The sequence below is a fragment of the Rhizobium sp. TAL182 genome, assembly GCF_002117725.1.
Lineage (GTDB): Bacteria > Pseudomonadota > Alphaproteobacteria > Rhizobiales > Rhizobiaceae > Rhizobium > Rhizobium esperanzae.
The window spans coordinates 1,476,357-1,501,806 of record NZ_CP021024.1 but is presented as its reverse complement, the minus strand read 5'-3'; the positions used below and the strand labels follow the sequence as shown (position 1 = coordinate 1,501,806).

The 25,450-nt window shown below is 61.1% G+C and carries 15 protein-coding genes; 2 read left to right on the top strand and 13 right to left on the bottom strand.

Translation table 11 applies throughout. The features are described 5' to 3' along the window. Positions 1-17: 17 nt before the first annotated feature. The 7 genes from Tal182_RS07555 to Tal182_RS07525 form a co-directional block, all read right to left on the bottom strand. Positions 18-1,466 carry an HlyD family type I secretion periplasmic adaptor subunit gene (locus Tal182_RS07555; protein ID WP_085859035.1) on the bottom strand — a complete coding sequence of 483 codons (1,449 nt, stop codon included), beginning with the start codon at positions 1,464-1,466 and terminating at the stop codon, positions 18-20. Beyond that, on the bottom strand, positions 1,463-3,607 hold the full coding sequence (locus tag Tal182_RS07550) for a peptidase domain-containing ABC transporter (protein ID WP_085859033.1): 2,145 nt from the start codon (positions 3,605-3,607) through the stop codon (positions 1,463-1,465). Before Tal182_RS07550 ends, Tal182_RS07555 begins: the two co-directional genes overlap by 4 nt. A 41-nt stretch (positions 3,608-3,648) precedes the next feature. Continuing rightward, complete coding sequence (locus Tal182_RS07545; protein ID WP_064801506.1) at positions 3,649-3,957, bottom strand: hypothetical protein; 309 nt, start codon at positions 3,955-3,957, stop codon at positions 3,649-3,651. Positions 3,958-4,031: 74 nt separating this feature from the next. Next, positions 4,032-5,264, bottom strand: coding sequence for a GTP-binding protein (locus Tal182_RS07540; RefSeq protein WP_085859031.1), 1,233 nt, complete (start codon positions 5,262-5,264; stop codon positions 4,032-4,034). Between the two features lie 18 nt (positions 5,265-5,282). After that, the gene (locus tag Tal182_RS07535; RefSeq protein WP_085859029.1) at positions 5,283-9,791 is read right to left on the bottom strand and encodes a DUF4082 domain-containing protein; all 4,509 of its coding nucleotides are present in this window, start codon (positions 9,789-9,791) and stop codon (positions 5,283-5,285) included. Positions 9,792-10,008: 217 nt separating this feature from the next. Further along, a complete protein-coding gene (locus Tal182_RS07530) occupies positions 10,009-11,193 on the bottom strand; it encodes a GTP-binding protein (protein ID WP_085860878.1) in 1,185 nt (394 codons plus the stop codon). Positions 11,194-11,294: 101 nt separating this feature from the next. Continuing rightward, positions 11,295-15,758 carry a DUF4082 domain-containing protein gene (locus Tal182_RS07525; RefSeq protein WP_085859027.1) on the bottom strand — a complete coding sequence of 1,488 codons (4,464 nt, stop codon included), beginning with the start codon at positions 15,756-15,758 and terminating at the stop codon, positions 11,295-11,297. Positions 15,759-16,383: 625 nt separating this feature from the next. On the opposite strand from Tal182_RS07525, the gene Tal182_RS07520 reads away from it, so the two are divergent. Further along, complete coding sequence (locus tag Tal182_RS07520) at positions 16,384-17,700, top strand: polysaccharide biosynthesis/export family protein (protein ID WP_085859025.1); 1,317 nt, start codon at positions 16,384-16,386, stop codon at positions 17,698-17,700. Between the two features lie 19 nt (positions 17,701-17,719). Continuing rightward, on the top strand, positions 17,720-19,225 hold the full coding sequence (locus Tal182_RS07515) for an O-antigen translocase (RefSeq protein WP_085859023.1): 1,506 nt from the start codon (positions 17,720-17,722) through the stop codon (positions 19,223-19,225). A 190-nt stretch (positions 19,226-19,415) separates the two neighbouring features. Here Tal182_RS07515 and Tal182_RS07510 read toward each other — a convergent pair whose 3' ends face one another. From Tal182_RS07510 to Tal182_RS07485, 6 genes are read right to left on the bottom strand one after another with little or no spacing between them, the layout of a single operon-like run. Then, the gene (locus tag Tal182_RS07510; RefSeq protein ID WP_085859021.1) at positions 19,416-20,633 is read right to left on the bottom strand and encodes a DegT/DnrJ/EryC1/StrS family aminotransferase; all 1,218 of its coding nucleotides are present in this window, start codon (positions 20,631-20,633) and stop codon (positions 19,416-19,418) included. Beyond that, positions 20,630-21,604, bottom strand: a complete 975-nt coding sequence (locus Tal182_RS07505; RefSeq protein WP_064801492.1) for an NAD-dependent epimerase/dehydratase family protein — start codon at positions 21,602-21,604, stop codon at positions 20,630-20,632. The genes Tal182_RS07510 and Tal182_RS07505 overlap by 4 nt, the downstream gene beginning before the upstream one ends. Continuing rightward, positions 21,601-22,317 (bottom strand): acyltransferase, encoded by a 717-nt coding sequence (locus tag Tal182_RS07500; protein WP_085859019.1) that lies wholly within the window; start codon positions 22,315-22,317, stop codon positions 21,601-21,603. The genes Tal182_RS07505 and Tal182_RS07500 overlap by 4 nt, the downstream gene beginning before the upstream one ends. Next, complete coding sequence (locus tag Tal182_RS07495; protein WP_085859017.1) at positions 22,307-23,410, bottom strand: DegT/DnrJ/EryC1/StrS family aminotransferase; 1,104 nt, start codon at positions 23,408-23,410, stop codon at positions 22,307-22,309. Before Tal182_RS07495 ends, Tal182_RS07500 begins: the two co-directional genes overlap by 11 nt. Then, the gene (locus Tal182_RS07490; protein WP_064801487.1) at positions 23,407-24,444 is read right to left on the bottom strand and encodes a Gfo/Idh/MocA family oxidoreductase; all 1,038 of its coding nucleotides are present in this window, start codon (positions 24,442-24,444) and stop codon (positions 23,407-23,409) included. The genes Tal182_RS07495 and Tal182_RS07490 overlap by 4 nt, the downstream gene beginning before the upstream one ends. Continuing rightward, a complete protein-coding gene (locus Tal182_RS07485; RefSeq protein WP_064801486.1) occupies positions 24,441-24,947 on the bottom strand; it encodes an acyltransferase in 507 nt (168 codons plus the stop codon). The genes Tal182_RS07490 and Tal182_RS07485 overlap by 4 nt, the downstream gene beginning before the upstream one ends. Positions 24,948-25,450 lie beyond the last annotated feature (503 nt).

Here is a 25,450-nt window from a genome sequence, read left to right as displayed (position 1 = left end):
CCTCGTCTGCGGCTTTCTCAGTTCGGTTCCCGGATGGCATCATCCAGGCCGCGCAGCAGCGGGTAGAGGAAATAGGAGATTACCGTCCTGTTGCCCACCTTGATCTCTGTCGAGACGGTCATGCCCGGCAGCAGTCTGACCGGCACGTCCGAGGCGTTCAGCCTCGTATCGGCAAGCAGGATGCGAGCCTTGAAGAAGGGCGCGGCCGGCTGGCTCGGAGTGGCGGTCTGTTCCGGCTGCTGGCCGGTCATAAACGTGTCCTGGCTGATGGTGCGAACCTCGCCCGACGCGGTGCCGTATTTCTGGAAGGGATAGGCGTCCAGCTTGATGCGGGCCTCCTTACCCACGGCGATGCGGCCGATGTCGCGGGTGTTGATCGAGACTTCCGCTTCGAGCGGCACGTTGATCGGCACCAGCGTGACGATGGGTTCGGCTTCGCGCACGACGGAGCCGATGGAGCGCTGGGCGAGATCGAGCACGACGGCGTCGGCAGGTGCTGTCAGCGACACCATGTTGCGGCGCAGCTCCATCTTCTTCAGCTCTTCATCCGCCATGTCGCGCTGGCCGCGCAGCTCTACCAGCTGTTCCATCGCGGCACGGCGGAAATCCTCGATGAAGGCCTGCCGATCGGCTTTCAGCTTGGCAAAGGCATGCGCGGCCTCGTCGGCCTTGCCGCGCACGGCAGTCAGATCGGACTCGACGTCGAGGCGGGCGTCGCGCGAGCCGAGCATAGTGATCAGCGAGCCGCTCTGCGTGTTAAAGAGCCGCTCGCGCGCGCCTTCGATCTGCGAGAGCGTGTCGCGTCGGTCGATGAGCACGGCCTCCTGGTTCTTGGCCGCGGCAAGCGCTGCCGACTGGCCGGCGATCTGCTGCTCGAAATTCTGCAACTGCGCCGTGTAGAATGCCCGCCGCTGGCCGAAGAGCTGCACCTGCAGCATCTCGTCGGGCGTTGTTCCCGCCATCATCGTGTAGTCGTCGCCGGCAAGTTCCGCCTCGATGCGCTTCACCTGGGCGTCGAGTGCCGAGAACTTCGCCTGCTGCTGGTCGACATCGGCCTGGCTGAAAGTGGCGTCGAGCGTTGCGAGCGTCTGTCCGGCATGCACCACCTCGCCGGCCTTCACATCGATCGTGCGGATGATCGAGGTTTCGAGCGGCTGGACGACGATGGTCGGCTGGGTGGTGACGAGCTTGCCGGGCGCAATCACCACCTCGTCGATATCAGAAACGGAGGCCCAGATGATGGTCGCAGCAATCAGCGCCGTCACGCAATAGAGCGTCATGCGCGCAACACGCGGCGGAGCACGTTCCTCGAGCTCGACGGCGTCGGACTGAAATTCCGCAATTGCCGGCGGCAGCGGCAGGCGGGCGACGAGCTGCCCACCTCTGCCTGGCGGCCCCTTGTCTGAGGGACCATGGTCTGGGGCTACGGGCAGGTTCTCGCCGGATTTTCTGACACGCGCGTTCATGCGACCTGCCTCATTTGCTGTGCCCACAGGTGGCGATAGGTCATGCAGCGCGACACCAGCTGGTCGTGCCGGCCGATATCGGCGACCTTGCCCCGATCGATAACGAGAATGGCATCGGCATCGACGAGCGTCGAAAGCCGGTGCGAGACGATGACGACGGTGCGCCCGGCAGCGATACGGCTTAGATTCTCGCGGATGATCGCCTCGCTGTCGGGGTCGAGCGCGCTCGTCGCCTCGTCGAAGATCAGGAGCTTCGGATCGGTGATCAGCGCCCGCGCAATGGCAAGCCGCTGCCTCTGGCCGCCGGAGAGGTTGGCGGCGTTTTCTTCCAGCATCGTGTCGAAGCCGCGCGGCAGGCGCTCGATGAATTCTTCCGCGCCGGCGATGCGGGCGACCTCCATGATTTCCTCGATGCTGGCATCGGGTTTGGCGGCGGCGATATTGTCGCGCACTGTTCCGCGGAAGAGGAAATTATCCTGCAGCACGACGCCGATGCTGGTTCTCAGGTGCACGAGGTCGATCTCGCGGCTGTCATAGCCGTCCATGCGCACCAGCCCTTCCTGGCTCTGATAGAGCCCCTGGATGAGCCGCGTGATTGTCGTCTTGCCCGAGCCGCTCTTGCCGACCACGCCGAAAACGCAGCCCGCCGGAATGGCGAAGGACACATTGTCGAGCGCCGGCGGCCCATCCGGACCATAGCGGAAAGTGACCCTGTCGAATTCGATACGTCCGTGCAGATGCGGCCGCACCCCTCGCCCGCGGCCTGCCTGTTCCGGCCGCTGGTTCATGATCTCGCCGAGCATGCGCACCGACAGAGCCACTTCCTGATATTCGTGCACCATGGTGACGATCTGCACCAGCGGTCCCGAGACGCGGCCGGCCAGCATGTTGAAGGCGACCAGCGCGCCGATCGTCATGGAACCGCTGAAGACATCGAGCGCGCCGAGCCCGATGATGGCCACGCTCATCAGCTTCTCCAGAAGCCCGGTCATCGACTGGGCGATAGTCGAGATCTTCTCGACCCGGAAACGCACCGAAATCGACTGGGCCGAATAATCGTCCCACACCTTGCGTTGGCGCGGCTCCAGCGCCAGTGACTTGACGGTGCGCATGCCATGCACGGTTTCCACCAGCAGGGCCTGCCGGTCGCCTTCGGCCTGATAAAGAGCCTGCAGGCGACGCTGGAACGGCCCGACGAGCAGCATCACCACGAGCCCGACGAGCGCCGCAAAACCCAACACCACGAGCGTCAGCTTGACGCTGTAGAGAAGCAGGATCGGCAAGAAGACGAAGAGTGAAACACCGTCGAGAAGCGTCAGGAACAGCCGGCCGGTCAGGAATTCGCGGATGCGCCCCGTCTGCTGCATATGCTTGACGAGAACACCGGCTGAGGCCTGTTCGAAGAGCGCGATCGGCAGGTTGAGCAGGTGGCCGAAGGTGCGTGTCGCCACCCGGATGTCGATCCTATTGGTGGCGTAGAGCAGCAGATAGCGGCGCAGGAAGCTGAAGGTCGCGTCGAAGACGAGCGCCACCGCGATGCCGACCGTCAGAACCGTCAATGTCGCGTAGCTCTGATGCACGAGCACCTTGTCGATGACGAGCTGAAAAAACATCGGCGTCGTCAGCCCCAGGCCGTAAAGCACGAAGGCTGCGAGCGCCACGTCACGGAAGAAGCTGCGCTGGCGGATGATTTCGGGGACGAACCAGCGGAAGCCGAAGGGCCGGTCCTCATCCGACATGCGATAGTTGCGCTTCATCAGCACAACCGATCCGAGCCAGGCCTTGGCGAATTGCTCCTCGCTCAGCAGCATGACTTCGGGGCGCGTGGCGAGCGGGTCGAGAACGCGGATCCGCTCATCCTCGCCCTCCCCGAGAGCGCCGGCGATGACCACCCAGTTGCCGTTCGAAAGTTCGGCAAGCACCGGGAAAGCCTCGCCGAGCTGGAACAGGCTTCGCCAGTCGAGGGTCAGATGCCTGGCCCTGAGGCCGGCATCCTTGGCCATTCTGAGCATTTGCCGCACGGCCACCGGATCGTTGCCGACGGAATAATCGTGCTGCAATCGCTCAGGAGAAAGGTCGACGCCGTGGTGACGCGCGACGAGCGCAAGACAATGCAGGTTGGTATGCAGAAAACCACTCATGGCCCACCCGAAACACTACGAGACCGAGGCTGTCCCCGTTGTCAGTTGAAATTCGGCGAGGCGTTCGAAGCGCCGCCCTGCACCGATTGGATATCGGTGGCGGCTGCAGCCGACATGTCACCGATGCGACGGACCGCGCCCGCCTCGACCAAACCGCCAAGCGCCTTCTGCATGAGGTCGACCGCATTGGCGAAGGCGTCGACAGGCATGATGATGCGCTGGCGGAAAACCGGCTTCGGATTGTTGTTGGCGTCACGATCGGTGGCCGAGAGCGACATCAGGTCGATGCGCACGATCGTTCCCGTGACGGTGATTTCGCCGATTCCGTCGGCATAAAGTTCGCTGCTCATTGTTCTCTCCTCTGGTTGATAATCAAAACCTGTTCACCTTTGGGCCGACGCATCGGATTATCCGAAAAACCGCTTCACACTTTTCGGTCCGATGCGTGCGTATCGTGCCGCCATGCCGGAAACGGATCGCGAAGGCCGACGGCCGTCTGTGGATCGAAACCCGTCTCCTCCCCGGTCAGGCAATCGTCGAGCGCGGTGCGGATGGCGCCCTCGTCGAAGCCGGAGCCGATGAAGACCAGCTCCTGGCGGCGGTCGCCCCAGACATCGTCCCAATGCCGGTCGAGCAACTGGCGGAATTGCGGATGGCGCGGCCAGTGCGCCCGCGGCACCGAGGCCCACCAGAACCCTCTGGTATCGATGCGGCATTGCGTGCCGGCAATCGACAGCAAGCCGATCTCGTCCGGCCGGGTCGCCAGCCAGAAATGGCCTTTCGCCCTGATGACCCCGGGCAATGGCTGCTCGAGCATGCGGCCCAGCCGCGCCGGATCGAAGGGCTGGCGGCTGCGATAGACGAAGCTTGTTATGCCGTATTCCTCGGTCTCCGGCACATGATCGCCCCAGCCGTAAAGCTCCTTGTGCCAGAGTGGATGGCGGGCGGCCTTGGCTTCGCTGAAAAAGCCGGTATCCAGGATCGCGCCGAGCGGCACCTGGCCGAAAACCGCCTCGATGACGCGGGCATCCGGATTGAGCGCTGCGACGACCCGGCGAACCTCGGCAAGATCGGCGCAGGGCACGTCGCCCGCCTTGTTGATGATGACGACATCAGAAAATTCGATCTGCTCGACGAGCAGTTCCACGAGTTTGCGATCATCGTCCCCGTCACGCCTTTCGCCGCGATCGGCCAGGAACTCGTCGCTCCGGTAATCGGCAAGCAGATTGACCGCGTCGACGACGCAGACCATGGTATCGAGCCGCGCCACATCGCAAAGGGCCGCTCCGCTCTCGTCGCGGAAGGAGAAGGTCGCCGCTATCGGCAGGGGCTCGGCGATCCCCGTGCCCTCGATCAGCAGATAGTCGAAACGGCCGGCGGCGGCGAGCCCGCGGACCTCGCTCAGGAGATCGTCGCGCAATGTGCAGCAGATGCAGCCGTTGGTAAGCTCGACCAGGGTTTCGTCCGTCCTCGAGAGGTTGGCGCCGCCGTCACGGACGAGATCGGCATCGATGTTCACCTCGCTCATGTCGTTGACGATCACGGCGATCCGACGTCCCTCGCGATTGTTCAGGACATGATTGAGGACCGTCGTCTTGCCGGCGCCGAGAAACCCCGCCAGGACTGTTACCGGAAGTCGATTGTCTGCACCCGTCATCGATACCCCCGCTCGCCTTTACGCCGCGAGCTGCGGTTTGAACGCCACGTCCACATAGTAGTTTGTGCTGTTGTAACTGCTGGTCGGGAACAACCCGCTCGATCCATAGGCGTAGACGCCGTTGTCACCGCTGAGCGCCCTGAGGTCGCCGCTCGTCTTCTCGGCGCTGAAATAATTGCCCGTCGCCGAGTAGTTGCCGTTCGTGCTGTAGGAAACGACGTAGGTCGTATCCGCTTCGACCGCGACCTGCTGGGTGAGCGCGGCAGTCTGCCAGCCGCTTGCTGTTTCGTTGCTGAAGGTGATGCTTGCAAGCAGCGTGCCCGAGGCGGTCCAAAGATAACCGTTATGCGGGCCCGTATTGTCGGCGCCCTTATAGAAGCGGATGCCCGTGACCCAGCCTGCCGTGTCCGCCTGAAATTTCATGCCGAGATTGACCGGGTGATTGTCGTTCACCGAGACGACTGCAGGCGTTTCATTGGCGCTGAAGAGGTTCTGCTCACTCCCCTGGGCGTTGACGGTAAGCGCAACCTCGGCCGATGCCGTGCCGCCCTGACCGTCGGTGATGGAATAGCTGAAGCTCGCCGGCCCGGTATATCCTGCTGTCGGCGTGAAGGTGACGGTCTGCGTCTGGCTGTTGTAGGACACCGAACCGTTGACCGCGCCGCTGACGCCGGTGATGACAAGCGGGTCGCCATCGGCGTCGCTGTCATTTGCGAGCAGGTTTGCTGCGGCGATCGACAGAGCCGTATTGGTATAGGTCGTATAGCCATTGTCATTGGCGGCGACCGGCACCGTATTGCCCGTCGACTGGTTGAAGACGACGTCGACCCAGTAATTCGTCGACTGGTAGCTTGACGTCGGGAAGGTCGAGCCCGATCCGACCGCGTAGACGCCGTTGCTGCCTGCAAGCGCCGTCAGCGAGCCGTTGGTATGAGCCGTGTTGAAATAGTTCGAGGTTGCCACATAGGTGCCGGTCGTGTGGTAGGAGGCGACATAGGTCGCGCCCGCCGTGATCTGCAGCGGCGTGGCGAAATTCGCGGTCTGCCAGCCGGAAAGCGACTCGTTGGTGAAGGTGACTGCGGCGACGAGCGTGCCGTCGGCCCTCCAGATGGAGCCGGTATGCACACTGGTATCGCCGGCAGCCTTGTAATAGCGGATGCCCGAGATCGTGCCGGTCGAGGAAGCGACGAACTTCATGCCGAGTTCCAACGCGGTATTGTCGTTGAAGCTGCCGCCGGTCGGCCCCTCACTTGCCGTAAACAGCGTCTCGCCAGCCGAACCCGTCTGGACGGTCAGGCTGACATTGCCCTGATCCGTGCCGCCGCGTCCGTCCGACAGCGTATAGGTGAAGCTCGCCGGGCCTGAATAATCGTTGGCCGACGTGAAGGTGATGGTGCCGGTCTGCTTGTTGAGAGCGACCGTGCCGTTGGCGGCATTGCCGACGGCCGTGATGGTCATCGCATCGCCATTGGGATCGGTATCGTTTGCCAGGAGCGCGGCAATGGAGATAACAAGCGTTCCGTTGTGGCCGACGATCAGCCCACTGTCGTCGGTCGCGACCGGTTGGCTGTTGGGGCCGGCATCGAAGACCACGTCCACCCAGTAATTGCTGCCGCCGGGGTTCTGGCCGGGGAATGTGCTGGGCGTGGTGCCGTAGGCGAAGACGCCGCCGCCATCGACGGCCTTCAGCTGGCCGCTGGCATAGGGCTCGTTGAAATAGTTCTGGGTGAGCGAGTAGTAGCCATTGCTGTGATAGGAGGCCACATAGGTCGTGCCGGCCGCGATCTGGATCGGGCTGGAGAACATCACCGTCTGCCACCCTGAGAGCGATTCCCCTGTCGCTACGCCGGTCGCCAGCAGCGTTCCGGTGCTGCTCCAGAGGCTGACGACGTGTTCGCCGATGTTATAGAAGCCCTTGTAGAAGCGGATGCCCTCCACCGAGCCTGCCGTCGTCGCCTGGAAGCGCAGGCCGAGCTCGACTGAATCGCGATCGACCGCTACTTCGGTCGCGGGCTTTTCGGCGAGCGTCCACAGGCCCTGCGTGCCCGGCAGCGTGACGGTGACCTGCTTGCCAGCAGATGGCGCCTCCAGATTGACGCTGTCGTCGACGGCGCGTGACAGGATCGTATAGGTGCCGCTCGCCTGGACGACCCAGTTATAGCTCCAGTTCTCGCGGCCCGTGGCCTTGAACCAGTGCTGGCCGCCATCGGTGGAGACCTCGACGCCGGCAATGATGCCGCCGCCGAAATCATGCGCCGTTCCTGATATCGTCACATGCTGCCCTTCGACAAAGCTTGCGCCTGATATCGACGAGGTGATCGACGAGGTGGGCTTCAGCGTGTCGGTCGATTGGGTCGCGAGGATCAGGCTCGCGTCGAGCGTCGTCGGCTGGATGCCCATGTCCGCGAACATGTTGACCATCGCCTGCTGCACGTTGCGATCGGTTGGCGTTGCCGGCCCCTGATGCTGATCGTTCAGCCCCCAGGACCAGAAGACGGTGCCGGCGCCGAAGACGAGCGCGCCGCTCGCCGCCCGGTACATCGTCAGGCTGTGGGTCGCCACCGCATCGCCGATCGTCGAGCCGTAATCGCGGAGATAGGTGTTGACCGCGACCGAGGAGAGCGACAGGTCGATCAGTCCAGCCGGACGGAATCCATTCTCGACATCCGAATCCCATTCATAGCCGAGCAGGTTCTGCACCAGATTGTAGTTTTCGCCAGGTTGCAGCTCTGCCACATCGGTATTGCGCCAGAAGCGAAGGTTCGAATAGTCGTAGGGGATGGAGATTGTATCCTGGCGGTAGCCGTCCACCTGAAACATCGTGCCCGTCAGCGAATTTTCCGGCTCCTGCCCCGGATCGGCGTAACGCGGATCGCGCCAGGTGCCGGTGCCGATATTGCTCGGGTCCGTGCTCGTGCCGTAGGTCTCCTTGTAGCAGACCATGGTGCGGTAAGCCTGGCCGCTGCCGTCGATGCTGCTTTCCCAGCGAACCTTCCAATAGACTTCGTTGCCGCTCCAGAAGGCGAGGTTCACGCCGGCATCGCGCGCGGCCTCCACATTGGTGCGCTGCTCGGCCGACCAGTATTCGTCATGGCCGACCGACAGGAAGGCCTGATGGTTGAGCAGCAGATTGCCGCTGCGCGTCGCATCGACGCCGGAAATATAGGAAACGTCGTAGCCGTTCTGCTCCAGCCACTGGATGGCTGAATGCTCCACGCCAAAGATGAAATCGTGCGAGCCGCCGACCGGGCTCGTATTGGTGATGATCGGCCTGTTATAGCTGATCGCCGAGGCGCGACCGATTGCGGTCAGGCCGCAGCTGCAGTTCGGCGGCAGGTAGCCGATCATGTCGGCGGGATCGACGGGGACATCGCCGTAATAGAGGCTGGCGCCCCCCCAGGCATTATAGGCCTGCCAGGTCGTGTCCGAGGTCTGGAAGACAATATTGCTGTGCGAGGAGTCGTCGCGCACGACGAAGGGGATGATGCTGGCATCCTCGGTGCCGTCCTCACGCACCAGCTTGGCGAAATAGACGCCGGAGACGGCATCGGTCGGAATCTGCCAGCTCGCCGAGACCGACCAGTTGCCGCAGTCGATGAGACCGAGCGACATGTCGACGATCGGATGCGGCTGGATCTGCGCCGTGGTCAGCTGCTGCTCGATCGAGTCGACCTTGCGCGCACCGGCCCCGCCGTAATAACCCATTCGGTAGATATCGATGCGGTAATGCGTGGAATCGGTGGCGATCTTGAAATCGACCGTCTGGCCGATATTCGTGCTGATTTCAGTGGCGAAGCCCTGAATGGTGCCATTGCCATCGCCCTCCAGGCCCCACTCGCTGATCGGGTTGCCCTGTTTCAGGTTTTCCAATGCGATCTTGTTGAGGGTCACCGCAGCCGGAGCCGCCGCCGGTGCGGCCAGCGATGAGACCGCGGTCGTCTCAGCCGAAGCGTCCTGACTGGGTTCCACCGAGAGGGATGCTATCGAGGTCTGAAGCCGCAACGAAGTCGTGTCGAGACTGCTGGAAGACATCACCGGCGCCGCCGTCGTGGCGCTTCCGGTGTCGGCATCGCTGGTAATACCCGTCAGCGCGGGAGCGGCAGGCAGTGTCGCAGCCTCTTCGTACGGATCCGGGCCAAGTACGGTGTCTTGCGACGTCGAGGAGGTCGTGTCGAAGACCGTCGCAGCCGACGCCGTCTTCGTGGATGTGTCCTGCGCGCCGCCATCGGCGGCAGGCGTTGGCATCGGCGTCGACGACTGCATGTCGCCTGATGATATCAAGGAAGATGTAACCGTGCCGATGAAAGAGGATTGAACGGTTGCGTTGCCTTGATTGGCAAAGCCGGAAGAACCCTGAGTGCTCGAAGACACTACGGTTGGAGTTCCAAGCAGTGCGGCCCAGGCCGAGGTTGCGTGACTGACGCAAGGCGTGCCGCCGGCAGCGGTCAGGTATTTGCGATTCCTCACATGAAATCTCAGCAAGAGCGGCGTCCCCATTTCCCCTCGACCAGCATTGAATGACTTCATCCTGCCAGCTTTCGGAGCGGAACGTACGACAGCAATCTTGGGTATGTGGGTGGTACTCCATACGCCGATATGATGATCCTCACCGCATATCCGACCGACAGGTTCTGGAGCTGTCTGGTGCTTCCGCTAAGCCGCAGATGCTGGGTGAAAGGAAACTGGTCGGCCTTGTTTTTCCGGTCCGGCTGGTCGAGCCGGTAAACTCCTGCGCCGCTCCGTGCTACCAGGTCGGAAAGGGATCTTCGAGGGCCGACCAGTCCCGAGGATCCGAGCTGGCCAGGCAGTCGTCCAACGCACTGCGGACGCCTGTCTCGTCCATGTCAACACCAATGAACACGAGTTCCTGCCGACGATCGCCCCAAGCGCTGTCCCATCGACGCTCGATTTGCTGGCGAAACTGGTGGTGGCTCGGCCAGTCCTGCCGGGGAACGGCCGCCCACCAGAGCCCCATGGGTTCACAGCGCCGCTGCGCTCCGGCCGCCGACATCAGACCCACGTGACGCGGTCGCGTGGCCAGCCAGAAATGACCTTTGGCGCGGATGACCCCCGGCCAGGGCTCGTCCAGGAACGCCCGAAACCGCGTCGGGTCGAAGGGACGCCTGGTGCGATAGACAAAGCTCGATACCCCATATTCCTCCGTCTCCGGAACATGAGCACCCGGGCTGTACAGTTCCTTGTGCCATAACGGGTGAGCGGCGGCCTTTGCTTCGTCGAAGAGGCCCGTACTGAGAATGCTTGCAAGAGAAACCTTGCCGAAGTCCGTCTCCACCTGGTGCGCATCCGGGTTGAGCGCAGCCACTGTCTTGCGGACTTCCGCGCGACTCTCCTCGGTCGCGTCCGAGATCTTGTTGATGACGACAACGTCGGCAAACTCGATCTGGTCCACCAAAAGGTCGATGAGTGTCCGCCGGTCCTCGCCGTCCCGCTGCATGCCGCGATCGCGAAGCAGATCGGCGCTGCTGTAATCAGCCAGAAGGCTGGCGGCGTCGACAACAGTCACCATCGTGTCAAGTCTGGCAAAATCGGAGAGCGAAACGCCGTTCTCGTCGCGGAAGGAAAAGGTGGCAGCGATGGGGCGCGGCTCGGCAATACCGGTTCCCTCTATCAGCAGATAGTCGTATCGCCCCTCTTCGGCCAGTCGCCGCACTTCCGTCAGGAGGTCATCGCGCAGGGTACAGCATATGCAGCCATTGCTGAGCTCAACCAATGCCTCCGTCGTATGCGACAAGTTGCAGCCGCCGTCGCGAATGAGGCTGGCGTCTATGTTCACGTCACTCATATCGTTGACGATGACGGCGACCCTGAGGCCCTGACGATTGGTCAGGACGTGGCTGAGAAGCGTCGTCTTGCCGGCGCCGAGAAAGCCGGCGAGCACTGTCACCGGGAGCCGCTCGCCCTTGTTCATCACTGTCGCTTGAATGGGAGCGGAGGCGGCGTCCCTCTCTGCGATCCGCATTTGCGTCGTGTCAGCCTCATTCGAAACCGATCCTAATCTTATCCTTTGCATCACGCGACCAGTTGCGGCCGGAAGACGACGTCGGCGTAGTAATTGGTTGAATTGTAGCTGTTGGTCGGGAAAAGACCTGCGGTGGCGGAACCGCCATAGGCATAGACGCCATTGCCGCTGGCCGGTGCCGTCAGCGGCCCGCTGGTGACGGGGCTGGTATAGAAATTGCTGGTCGCCACATAAGCGCCGGTCGTGTGATAGGAGGCGACATAGGTGGTATTGGCGGCGATGGTGACTGGTTTTGTGAAGTTCACCGTCTGCCAGCCACTCGCGGTGGTGGTGGTGAAGGTGGCGGTGGCAAGCTTCGTGCCTGTCGTGGTCCAAAGGTCGACGACATTCTGGGCGTTGTCATTGGCGCTGCGATAGAACCTGATGCCGGTGACATCTCCGGCAACGTTCGACGTGAACTTGACGCCAAGTTCGAGCTGCTGACCATCGTTGAAGGTCCGGCTCGGCGTGCTGGAAGCAGAGAACAGGCTGTAGGTCGTCGGCGCCGTCGACACGGCGATATTGAAGGTCTCGTTGGCAGCAAGGCTGCCGAGATCGGTTGCCGTCACCTTGACGCCGTAAGTGCCTGACGTCGTCGGCGTGCCGGAGAAGGTGCGTGTCGAGGCGTTGAAGCTCAGCCAGGAAGGCAGCGCCGTGCCATCGGCGGAAGTTGCCGCATAGGCCAGCGTGTCGCCGCTGTCGACATCGGTGAAGGTGGTCGTCGGCAGCGTGAAGGAGAAGGCAGAGCCGACGGTGGCGTTCTGGGTCGTCGTCTGGACGGCCAGCACCGGCGCATCGTTAGCGCCATGGATGGTGATCGTCAGGTTCGCCGTGGCCGTGGCGCCAGCGCTGTCGCGCATCGTGTAGCTGAAGACATCGCTCAGCGTGTTGGTCGACTGTCGCAGCGCCTGGACGGTCGCATTGTTCTCGTTGACCGCATAGCTATAGGCACCCGATGCATTGAGCACGAGACTGCCATAGGTGCCGTTCAGCGCCGAGCCGAGCGTGCCTGACGTCGTCCCGAAACGGACTGCCGTAACGGTCTTGGTGTCACCGGTATCCGGATCGGTGTCGTTGGTCAGCACGTTGCCGCTCGCAACCACGCCGCCCGAACCATTCGCCACACCACCCTTCTCGGTCGCATCCCCTGTATCGGCAACCGCCGTCGGCGTCGTATTCGAGCTCGGCGTCGTAAACATCACATCGACCCAATAGTTCGTCGACTGGAAGGTGCTCGTGGGGAATAGGCTGTTGCTGCCATAGGCATAAACGCCGTTGCCGCTGGCCGGCGCCGTGAGCGGACCGCTGGTTACATTTGAGGTGAAGTAGCCGGTCGTCGACGAATAGTGACCGGTATTGGTATGGTAAGATGCAGTGTAGGTTTGTCCGACCGTCAGCGATACCGGACTGGTGAAATAGGCGGTCTGCCAGCCGCTGGCAGTCTCGTTCGTGAAGGTGAGGGTCGCAATCCGCGTGCCGGTACTCGACCACAGTGAACCGGTATGCGTGCCGGTATCCTGACTGCCCTTATAAAAACGAATGCCGGTGACCGTACCTGCCACGGACGTCTGGAATTTGAAGCCGAGTTCAACCGCCGAGGTATCGTTGGTGTTGACGACCGCTGGCGTCCCCGAACCGAAGAGAGAGGTGTAACTCGGCCCGCTGACGGTGACCGTTCGTCCCGCCGAGGGCGTTTCCAGGTTGACGTTATCATCGACTGCGCGAGACCGGATGCTATAGGTGCCCGCGGTTTGCGGCTGCCAGGTATAAGTCCAGTTCTCATCGCCCGTCGCCGGATGCCAGCTCGCACCGTTGTCGGTCGAAACCTCGACCGCGGCGATGACCCCGCCTCCGGTATCGGCAGCGGTGCCGGTAATCGTCACGGTGGATCCAACGGTCGCCGTGGCGGGCACCGTGATGACCGATGTCGGCGCAGTGTGGTCCAACGAAGCGGTCGCGGCGGTGAGCCCGGACTGTAGCGTTCCAGGCTGAATGCCCATGTCAGCAAGCAAATTGACCATCGCCTGCTGTACGCGCGAGTCCGTCCGGGTCGCCGTGAGGTCGTGATTGTCGCTGAGACCCCATGTCCAGTAGACCGTGCCGGCGCCGAACACCAGCGCGCCGCTGGGCGCGCGATAGAGCGTCAGATTGTGGGTCGCCGTCGCATTGCCGGTCGTGTTTCCGTAATCGAACAAATAGCTGCTGACCGGAAGCGTCGTCGACGACAGCTTCACCAGGCCAGCCGGATCGAAGCCGTTATCGGGCGCTTCGTCCCACTCGTAACCGAGATAGTTTTTGGTGAGCGTTGCCGTCTGCCCCGGCTGGAGATTGGCAACGCTCGTATTGCGCCAGAAGCGAAGGTTGGCATCATCATAGCCAACGGTGATCGCACCGAGGTTGCTGCCGACATCGTCGACCTTGAACAGCTGGCCGGTCAGCGAATTCTCCGGATTGCCGCCGCCGATGGCAGGTGGGCTGAAGCGTGGGTCGCGGAAGGTGCCTGTCCATTGGTCGGAAGGATCGATATCGCCGCCCGCCCATGTCTCCTTGTAGGTGATCAGGGTGCGGTAGGGCGTGCCGTCGGCGCTATAGGCGTTGCCCCAGCGGGTGCGCCAATAGACTTCGTTGCCGCTCCAGAACATCAGGTTGACGCCCGCATCGCGCGCGGCCTCCACATTGGTTCTCTGCTGTCCGGACCAGTATTCGTCATGCCCGGCATCGACATAGGTCTTGTGATTGAGCAACAGGCTGCCATAGCGGTCGGCGTCGACACCCGACAGGTAGGAGACGTCATAGCCGTTCTGTTCCAGCCAGTAGATGCCCGCATATTCAGCACCGAACAGATAGTCCTGGGGACCGGCGTAAGTGCCGACCCCGCCGCGCGTCGCGATCGGCCTGTTGTAGCTAACGGCATAGGCGCGACCGGCACCCTGCCCTGTCGCCGGACCGTTGCCGCCATAGAGGTTTGCGCCACCCCAACCATTGTAAGCTTGCCAGGTCTCATCCGCGGTCTGGAACACGACGTCGCTGTGGCTGTCGTCGTCGCGCACGATGAACGGGATGTGATTTTCGCCGGAGGTGCCATCCTGACGGACGAGCTTGGCGATATAGACGCCTGAAACGGCATCATCCGGAACGGTCCACGACGCCGAGACGGCCCAGTTACCGGCGTCCACCGTGCCGGTCGTGGAATTGCGCAACGGACTAGGTTGGGTCTGCAATCCTGTGTGCTGCATCGTCGCGACCTTGCGCGCCCCCATGCCGCCATAATAGCCGAGCCGATAGATATCGATCCGGTAGTTGGTGGAATTGGTATTGATCTTGAAGCTGATCGTCTTGCCATTATCAACGCTGATATCGGTCGCAAACCCTTCGATGTTGGAGCTGCCGGCACCGTCGATGCCCCACTCGCTCTCCGGATTGCCCTGCTTCTGGTTTTCCAGCACGATCGCGTTGCTGACCGCCGCCGCAGCCGCCAGACTCTGCGTCGTCGAAGACCCCTGCGTAGAAGGCTTAGGTGGCTTCGTCACAGAGCCGGACAGGATACCGATATCCTTGGATTTTGTTCCCGTTCCCGTCTCTCCCCCGCCTGGCAGGGTTCCATTGGTGAGCGCCGCGTCCGACCATATTGCAGTGCCGGTCCAGCCCGAGAGTGGGGACACGTCACGATCGAGAAGCGGATCGCTGACCGAGGCGCCGATGGCCGGCTTGATCGTCGCCACATAGTCCGGCCCTTCGGTCAGCCTGGTCCCCGGCAATTGACCGTCCTGTTGAAGCAGGGCGCCGCCATGAGCCCAATCGAGAATCCGCGTGGGGGAGGTAAAATAGCCGCACCCGCACACGCCAAAGGGCATGCCGAAGGCCAGCGAATTCGCGCCGACGTCGTGCGCAGTCGCCTGCCCTGACGGGCTCGATTCGAGAATGACGACCTTGCCCGAATGAGCACGCCCGGCCGCCACGTTAGGAGCTCCATGCCCCGAAGCTGTCGGTGCGGGGCTTTGCGGCAGATAGGGAGCCAGAGGATCGTCGCCCATGGAGCTCATTGCCGTATCGGTGCGCTGAAGGGACGATGCGGCCCCGAACGCAACTCCATCCGCGTGCCACTGGAAACGTGCAAAATCCGGCATAAGCGCCGACAGCGCGGCCACATCGCCGCTTCGAATTCCCTTTTCGCCAGGCGTTGCGAAAGTGTCAGGCAACGGCCGCTCTTCGAGGCTGTTGACCGCGTCGTCGTTCACCTGCGCTCTCGGCCCGCCATCATGCTCGTTGAGGGCCGCATCCTTATAGGGACCGTCGACAAGGGTGCCCTGCTTGTGTCCATCGACGGTTTGAACAGATGCCGCAAGTTGAGCACTATCCTTATGCTTTTCGGCAGGTTTGCGCGATCTTTCCTTTCCGCCGACGGTCAACCATTGGGGTACCAACGAATCCACCAGAAGTGAGTGCGAAATCCACCGGCGAGCGTTGCGATACATGGCGGGTACCTCTCGCTATATCTATCAGGATCAAATCTATGAGGATCGTTTGACACGACTCTGGGAAGTATAGTCGAAAAATAAGCGAGTATATCCTACGCCTTTCGCTCTACGGGCGCCATCCTTTGGGCAACAGCCGTGTTGTATGAACTAGTGACGGGTGCGACGGGCCGTGAAGCTGCGCCGCGTCCGGTGCAGGGGCTCAAGCCGCGGCGGCGGCTTAGTCCACCATCGCCACTTGGCGGCACTGACGCTGGAAACGCCCAAGCAGGAAGCAACGGACCGGGTCGACCAAGCGATGCAAAGGCCGTCTGCATCGGGGCACCTTCGATCCGGCACGCCTATGCGATCGCGGTCCTTCAGGGCGAGCGCACCTATTCCTGCGTGCATGATCTCGTGACTTTTCAGGACGATACCTCTCTGAGATATACGCTCCTGCTCGATTTAGACTGAGGCACCCACCCCATCTCATCAATAGTGATGAGGCAAAGCAAACGACCTTCACCTTCCTCAAGCCTTCGCCAGACGGCACACTAACGATGCGGCTTCGGACCTGCCGGCCGGCGGTCGAACAGCGTGAAGGCATTGGATCGGCATCCGTTCAAGGATGTTTCGCAGACGAGATATGTATATGAATTCATCGCACCGCATCCCCCAGCTGCTCTTTCGCATGACGTTTGTCATCGGTGCACTCGCATTTCTTGCCGGAGCGGTGTCGCCGGCTCTCGCCGATAGCGCGTTCTTCGCTCCACAAACGAAAATCCGTCTGAGCGTCGTGCAATGGATACCGTCCAAGGGTCAGTTTGATCGGTTGGATGGGATCAGTGGGGAATACACTGTTTCGGATTCAGGTATAATCTCCCTGCCCTTCCTGGGGTCGCTGGCCGTCGCCAATCTCGACAATGAGGGCCTTACCATCGAGATTGCCAAGCGCCTTCAGGCGAAGATGGGTCTGACCCAGGCACCTGCAGTGACCATCGACGTTCTGGACTATTCCTCCATTTACGTGGTGGGAGACGTGATGGCGCCGGGAGAATACAAGTTTCGCTCCGGCCTCAGTGTCTTGCAATCCCTCGCCATGAGCGGCGGCCCGTTGCGGGCTGCGGCGCAGCAGCAATCGCAGGCGATCAGGCTTGCCGGCGATTTGCGGGACATTGACCACTCGCTGCTGCGCAGTTCGGCAAAGCTCGCGCGGCTGCAGGCGGAGATGGCCGACGCGAAGGAGATAGTCTTCGATCAGCCCCCCGCCGCCGATCGGCAATATGCCGAGAGTATCTACCAGGAGGAGCGGGTCATTTTTCAGGCCCGTGCAAGCGCGCTGGACAGACAGTCGGTAGCGCTCGTCGAATTGCGTAATCTCTTGACTGCGGAAGTCGAAACGCTGCAAGAAAAACTGAAAGGCTCGGATGACAATATCCAGTCAGTGGAGGAACAACTGACGAGCGTGAAGACGTTGGTCCAAAAGGGCCTGACGATCTCCTCACGTCAGATGGATCTGGAACGATTGCTCACCACCTATCGCTCCGATCGGCTCGATCTCGTGACTGCCATCATGCGGGGACGCCAGGCAATCAACGAGACGACGCGCAGTCTCGAGGGACTTTCCGACACTCGCCGCAACGAGCTCGCTACCGAGCTACAGGCGGAAAAGGCCAACCTCGATCAGCTCAAATTGAAGCGTGACACCACGCAACAGCTGCTTCTCGAGGAACTGTCGAGCGGCGCCAGCGTGAAGAATTACAATGAAGAACTGCCGCTGACGTTCATTGTGAGCCGGCGGGAAAAGGGTGAGGTCAGTCAATTCCAGGCTTCCGAAATGACGGAGCTGGCACCGGGCGACGTGGTCAAGGTGACTCGGGTACGCACCGCCGATGCGTCATCCGAAGACGCCGCTGCGCTGCCTGTCCAGACAGGGGCGAATGTCAGTCAGGTAAGCCGATGATCACGGGCTGGGGCTTTCGATGACTTTCAGAATGATCCCACCAAGCCAGACCTACACCCAGATCCTCAAATCGACGATGCTGATGGGCGGCTCTTCGCTCGTCAACGTCGCACTTAGCATCGTCAGAAACAAAGCCATGGCCGTTCTGCTCGGGCCGGAAGGCATCGGGCTGATGGGCCTTTACAGCTCGATCGTGGACATGGCGCAGTCCCTCGCCGGCCTGGGCGTCGGCGGCAGTGGCGTGCGTCAGGTCGCTGAGGCAGCCGGCACTGGCGATACAACCAGGATTGCCCAATCGGCGACCGTACTGAGACGCATATCAGTGGTGCTGGCGCTCTTTGGGGCGCTCCTTCTTGCCGCATTGGCGTATCCTGTCTCAAGTTTCACCTTCGGTGATTACCAGCACGTCGGGGGCATTGTGCTGCTGTCGCTCGCCGTTTTCTTCCGGCTGGTGTCTGCGGGACAAGGCGCATTGATTCAGGGTATGCGCGGAATTGCGGATCTTGCCCGTATTAACGTGCTTGCCGGGCTCTTCGGTACAGCGGTGAGTATCCCTCTGATCTATCTCTTCGGGGTGCAGGCGATCGCACCGTCGCTTGTGCTCATTGCAGCTGCCTCAATCGTTCCGACGTGGTGGTACAGCCGGCGGATCTTTCCAAATCCCTACCCGATGTCGGCGCGCCAGTTCGGCCGGCAGGTGTCGGCGCTGCTCCGGCTCGGGTTCGTCTTTATGGCAAGCGGGCTTCTGACCTTCGGCGCGGCCTATGCCATCCGCCTCATCGTGCTGAAGGAAGGCGGCGTCATGGCGGCGGGATTGTATCAAGCTGCCTGGGGTCTCGGCGGTCTCTACGCCGGCTTCATCCTGCAGGCCATGGGGACGGATTTCTATCCTCGCCTGACTGCAATGATCGACAACGATGTCGAATGCAACCGGCTCGTCAACGAACAGGCCGAAGCCAGCATGCTGCTCGCCGGCCCCGGCCTGCTCGGCACGCTGACGCTGGCGCCGCTCATGATGAGCCTGTTCTATTCGGCAGAATTCCACGGGGCAGTCGAACTTCTGCGCTGGATCTGTCTCGGCATGATGCTGCGCATTATTTCCTGGCCGATGGGTTTCATCGTTGTGGCGAAGAACACCCAGGCGCTTTTCTTCTGGACTGAGGTTGCGGCTGCAGTCGTGCATGTTGGGCTTGCCTGGCTCCTGGTATCGCTGCTCGGTACCCAAGGAGCCGGCATGGCATTTTTTGGCCTCTATGTGTGGCACGGCATCCTGATCTATGTGATCGTCCGCAAATTGACCGGTTTTCGCTGGTCCGCCGCCAATCGCCGACACGCGTTGCTTTTCTTGCCCGCATCGGGGCTGGTATTCCTGATGTTCTCGATTTTGCCGCTGTGGCCGGCGACGGTGATCGGCTTCGTCGCCGTCCTTGTCTGTGGGTTGTATTCACTGCGCATGCTGGTCGACCTGCTTCCGCCGGAGTCCGTGCCGGCCATGATTCGCGGATGGATCACGAAGTCAGCCTAGAGCGATTCAGCTCTTCACGGAAACGCAGGGCCGCTCTAACCTTTTGTATTTACCGCAATCCCCGGCAACAGCGCTTCGCGGTTTGCCTGGGAAAACCGCATCGCACTTTCCTGGTGCTCTAACGAACAATGCGCGCATCCTCGGATCCGCGCATCGTTTGTTATGCAATTGCCGTATCAGGAGATGGCGTTCAGGCGACAGCGATATCCATGGGACGTTGGACGTTGGCGGCTCCGACGGTCGCCTCCTCAAGGGCTGCGCGAAGTGCCTCAACAACCCTGACGATGTCGAGGTCCGTCATCTGGGCGAAGAGCGGCAGGATTATCGTTTGCTGCTGCGCTGACACGCTTCGCGCCAGGCCAGTGGCGGCTCGATGGACGCTTAGGCCGGAATAGGCTCCTTCCAGATGAATGTTCATCACGCCGCGCCTGGTCGATATCCCTTGATCGAGCAGTACCTGCATGACTGCCCGTTGGTCGACGGCATCAGGTAATCTCACACAGAAGCTCTGCCAGTTGCTGCGGGCCCAATCAGGCTCCATCGGCAGCTTTAGGCCGCCGATCGTCGACAGGTGCTCGCAATATTGAGCGGCAATCCGCCTTCGCTCTGCAACCAGCTCCGGCAGCCGCCGGAGCTGCACCCGTCCGACCGCGGCCTGGAGGTCGGTCATGCGATAGTTGTAGCCCAGTTCATCATAGTCTTCGAAAATCACCTGTTTCGAGCCGTGGCGGACGGCATCGGTGACGCTCATGCCATGCTGGCGCCACAGCCGGAATTTTCGGTCATATTCCGGATTCACAGTCGTCAGCATGCCGCCGTCACCCGTCGTGACGACCTTTCGGGGATGGAAGGAGAAGCAGGCAATGTCGCCATGCGGCTTGCCGATCTTTTCCCAACGCCCGTCCCAAAGGATTTCGCTTCCCGTCGCACAGGCAGCATCCTCGATAACCGGTATCGAATGGCGCTTGCCGATCTCCACGATCGAACGGAGATCGCAGGGCATGCCGAGCTGATGCACGCACAGGATTGCCTTGGTGCGGGGCGTGATTGCCGTTTCGATCAAGCTGGGGTCGATATTGTAGCCATCCGGCTCGATGTCGACGAAGACGGGCACCGCATTGCAGTACCGAACAGCGTTCGCGGTGGCGATGAACGAATGGCTGACCGTGATGACTTCATCGCCGGTACCGATGCCGACCGCCATCAAGGCGAGATGAAGCGCGGTCGTGCAGTTGGAAACGGCACAAGCGTGCTCGGTGCCGACGAAGGCTGCGAACTCCTTCTCAAATGCCGCGACTTCCGGCCCTTGCGTCACCCACCCCGACAGGATGACGCGGCGCGTGGCTTCAGCCTCTTCCTCTCCGAGAACGGGTTTGGCGACGGGAATCGTCGATAACAACGGGCTCATGCAGCCTGGCCTCCTGCCGAAGCAGTCTTCGACTGCCACCACGCGACAAGATCACGAAGCCCCTGCTCCATCGAGATTTCCGCCTTGAAGCCCAGAAGCCTTTCGGCCTTGCTGATATCGGCAAGACGACGCGTGACGCCGTTGACGGCGCGCGCCTCTTTGTGCTGCGGCTCGAGTGAGGATCCCATGATATCGCTCAGCATCTGCGCGAGTTCCAGCAGGCTTATTTCCCTGCCGCTCGCGACGTTGAACACCTCGTCCGTAACGTCGCTCTTTGCCGCCAGCATGTTTGCCCGCGCGATATCGCGTGCATCGACGAAGTCCATCGTCTGGCTGCCGTCTCCATAGACGAGCGGCGGCATTCCGGCCGCCAGACGTTCCATCCAACGGATCAGAACTTCTGTATAGGCGCCGTAAACGTCCATTCTCGGCCCGTAGACGTTGAAATAGCGCAGCGCCACATAGCGCAGGCCGTACATTTCCGCGAAACTGCGCAATAGACCCTCGTTGAAGGTCTTGGCCGCGCCGTAGATCGTCCGGTTATTGTAGGGATGATGCTGCTCGGTCGTCGGGAAGCTTTCGGCAAGCCCCAGCACGGAGGCGGAGGAAGCAGCAACGACCTTCGACACGCCGGCCTTCACGGCAGCTTCGAGGACGTTGAACGTGCCCTCGGCCAGAACATCGAAGGCGAGCCGCGGTTCTTCCGCGCATTGGGTGATGCGGATCGCCGCCTGGTGAAAGACGATGTCGACGCCTTCGAAGGTTTTCGCCAGCAATGCCCTGTCGCGGATATCGCCCTCGATGATGTTGACGGAGCCGCTTGATATTGCCGTGCTGAGATTGTCCCGGCGCCCACGCACGAAATTGTCCAGGACGATGATCTCGCGAGGTTTTTCCAATGCAACAAGATCGGCAATATGCGAACCGATCAGACCGGCACCGCCGGTGATGAGCACTCGTTTGTTTCTCATGATCTTCCCTCACGCGACATGTTCGTCATCGGATCATTCTCCGAACGCCAACGTATGAATTTCGCCGGTACACCGGCGGCAACCGAGAACGGCTCGACGTCGGAAACGACGACTGCTCCCGCTCCAACGATCGCCCCCTTCCCGATGGTCACGCCGGGAAGAATGGTCGCATTCGTTCCGATATCGGCCTCTGCACAGATGCGTACCGGCTTGATTTCAAGATCCGTACGGATGATCGGCACGTCTATCGGCAGTGCGGTGTGGGTCGAGCCAAGCACCTTGGCGCCCGGCCCCCACCCGACAGAATCCTCGATCACGAGGTCGCGCGCGTCGAAATAGGCCATCGGGCCGATCCAGACATTGTCGCCGATGACGCAAGTGCCATCGTAGCGTCCCTGGATGTAGGCCTGAGCACCGATGAACACGCCATTGCCGATTTCGAACGTTTCCGGATGTTTGAAACCAGCGCCGCTTGCGACCTGCAGACCTTCGCCGCAGCTCCGCGTGATAGCCTGCCAGATGGCTTTGCGCATCAGCGCATCGACGATGCCGTCGCCTGTCGAGAAGCGGCCGTAGAGTTCGATCAGGCCGGCGCGCCCATATGATTGCCTGAGCTCTTCGACGAGCCCCGCCTGATAGGCTGGATCTGCCGGCTTCTGGCTGCGGCCGTGGACGGCCTGCACGACGCGAGCCTCGCGTGGACTAGCTGACATAGGCATACTCCAGCGCAGCCGCGACCTGATCGACGTGCTGTACGGGCATTTCAGGATAGATCGGTAAGGAGAGAACCTCGCGTGCGGCAGCTTCCGAGACCGGGAAGTCGCCTGCTTGGTAACCGAGGTCGGCATGGGCCTTCTGCAAATGAACGGGAATAGGATAGTGCAGGCCGGATGGAATGCCCTCTGCTGTGAGCACACGTTGCAGGCCGTCCCGATCATGGCTTCTGATGGCGTAGACATGGTAGACATGCCGCCGCTCCGGCACTTCGACAGGCGTTCGCAAATGCGGCGATCCTGCAAGCAGCGAGGAATAGCGGCGACCATGCGAACGACGGGCTTCGGTCCAGGCTTCGAGATGCCGGAGCTTGACACGCAGAATGGCTCCCTGGATGGCGTCCATGCGATAGTTGAAGCCCTTCAGCAGATGGTGATAGCGCTGCTCCTGACCCCAATCTCGCAGCATGCGCATTGTCTTGGCCTGCTCATCGCTGTTCGTGACGGCGATCCCGCCCTCGCCGCAGGCGCCGAGGTTCTTGCCCGGATAGAAGCTGAAGCAGCCAGATGCGCCGATGCTGCCGGCGCGCGCGCCCTTATACCGGGCGCCATGTGCCTGGCAAGCGTCCTCGATGACCGGGATCTGGTAGCGATCGGCGACTGCCATAATGCCATCCATATCCGCCATCTGACCATAGAGATGGACGGGGATGATGGCCTTGGTCCGGGAGGTGATCTTCGCCTCGAGCTGAGCCGGATCCATGGTCAGCGTCACCGGCTCGACATCGACGAATACGGGTGTTGCGCCCGTATAGCAGATCGCCGACACAGTCGCGACAAAGGTGAGTGGCACTGTGATGACTTCATCGCCGGGACCAATGCCCGCCGCAAGCAAAGACAGATGCAGGGCACTCGTCCCGGTGTTGACGGCGATCGCGTGTTTGACGTTGCAATAATCCGCGAATTCCTGCTCGAGGCGGATGACTTCCTCGCCCAGTATGTATTGCCCAGAGGCGAGCACGCCGAGCACGGCGGCGTCGATTTCGCTCTTGATCGATTGATATTGTGCTTTGAGGTCCAGAAAGGGGATCATGCGATGCGCCTCGCCTCTTCGAGCTCGACGATACGACCGCGCTGTGCGAGCGACCTGCTTGCGGCTTCAAGGACTCGAACGACACGCAACCCGGCATGCCCGTCCGTAATGGGCCGGGAATTCTGCTCGATGCACTCGACGAAGTGATCCAGTTCGCGCTTCAATGCCTCGGTCATATCGAGCTTGGGCGCCCACATATCGCCGCTGCGGTAGCCGACCAGCATCTGATGCACCTTCTCGCCATACGCATCGGAATTTGGGCACATGGTGATGCCCTTGTCATAGACCTTGATCTTTTCGCTGGGCTCGAGATCGTCATAGACGATCATCTTGTTGCTGCCGCCGATCAGCGTGCGGCGCACCTTGACCGGCGCAAGCCAATTGACGTGGATGTGCGCGATGAGCTTGCTCTCGAAAAAGAGCGTCAGATAAGCGATGTTCTCCGGCTCGCCGAGCACGTGGCTCATGCCCGTCGCAGAAACAGCCACCGGTTTTTCCTGCAGGACGTGGTCCAGGATGGAAAGATCGTGCACGGCGAGGTCCCAGATGACGCTGACATCATGCTGAAAGAGCCCGAGATTGACCCGAACCGAGTCATAATAATACATGTCGCCAAGGCCGCTTTCGACCAGTTCGCGCATTTTCCGGACGGCGCCGGTGTGGACGAAGGTATGATCCACGGCCAGCACGAGGCGCCGGCGCGCAGCTTCGTCGACCATTCGCGAGGCTTCTTCCGCCGTCGCTGCCATCGGCTTTTCGACAAAGACATGCTTTCCGGCCATCATCGCCTGCATTGCAAGCTTGAAATGTGTCGAGACCGGCGTCGCGATAGCAATCGCGTCGACTCTCGGATCGCGCAAGACTTCCTCGAAATTGTCGGTGACCGTTATTGCGGGGTACCGGCTTTTGACAGCGCCCAACCGTTCGACATTGAGATCACAGACTGAAACAAGGTGGGCGCCGGCCGCTTCCGAGATGTTACGAACCAGATTCGGACCCCAATACCCATATCCGACAACAGCGATACCGATCATTCCATTTCTCCCAACGCAAACATGTCTACCGGTCCGTCATTGACGCGGCCGATCACCCGAGCCGGAACGCCCGCGACGATGGCGCCGTCAGGCACGTCCTTCGTTACAACCGCCCCGGCGCCGACCTGCGCAGCCTCTCCGATGGTCACGCCGGGCAGAATGGTGGCGTTGCTGCCGATCGACGCGTGGCGCTTGACAAGTGTCGGGATGAGGATCCAGTCGGCCTCCGTCTGCAGGCTGCCGTCCGGATTAATGGCGCGCGGGTAGGTGTCGTTCGTAAACATGACCCCGTGGCCGATGAACACGCCGTCTTCCAGCGTCACGCCCTCACAGAGGAAGGAATGGCTGGAAATTTTGCAGTCTCTCCCGACCACGACATTCTTCTGAATTTCGACAAAGGTGCCGATGCGCGTTCCTGCGCCGATCGTGCAGCCATACAGATTTACGAGATCTCGATGGTGGATGACGCTGCCGTCGCCCAGCTTGACATTTGATGCAATCATCCCTGAAAACCCCTACTACTCCTAACAGGGCCCGATTTTCAGTTGAAACAAACAATCGGGCGATTGCGTCCAAGGTTTCAAACCAACAGGACAAATATTTCTCTACACCTCAAAGAGAATTGTTTTCGTCACTCGAGTAAAGAAACAAAACGGTTAAGCTTACTCACCTAAAGGCGTATCTACTTATGACGACTTACGCCCCGGCTCATGCTATCGACCAGCACTGGTGGCAGGAGTCACCTCCCGTACGCAATGCGGCCTACGCCGGAGACAGCGATTGTTTCCATGCATTTAGTGGCTTGCCATAAAACTGATATGTAAAAACAGAGACTATCTGTGCGATGAATCCAGTAAGACCTAAGTCTATACTCATGATTACCTTCAAATTTCAAGCGATTTAAGGAAGTTGTGCTGTACTTAGCCTATATTAGCTACTGTAACGTTCCGCGAATTGTGGTATTCGATTCCTACTTTAGAGTTTCCTAAACCCCCGTATTGAGAGG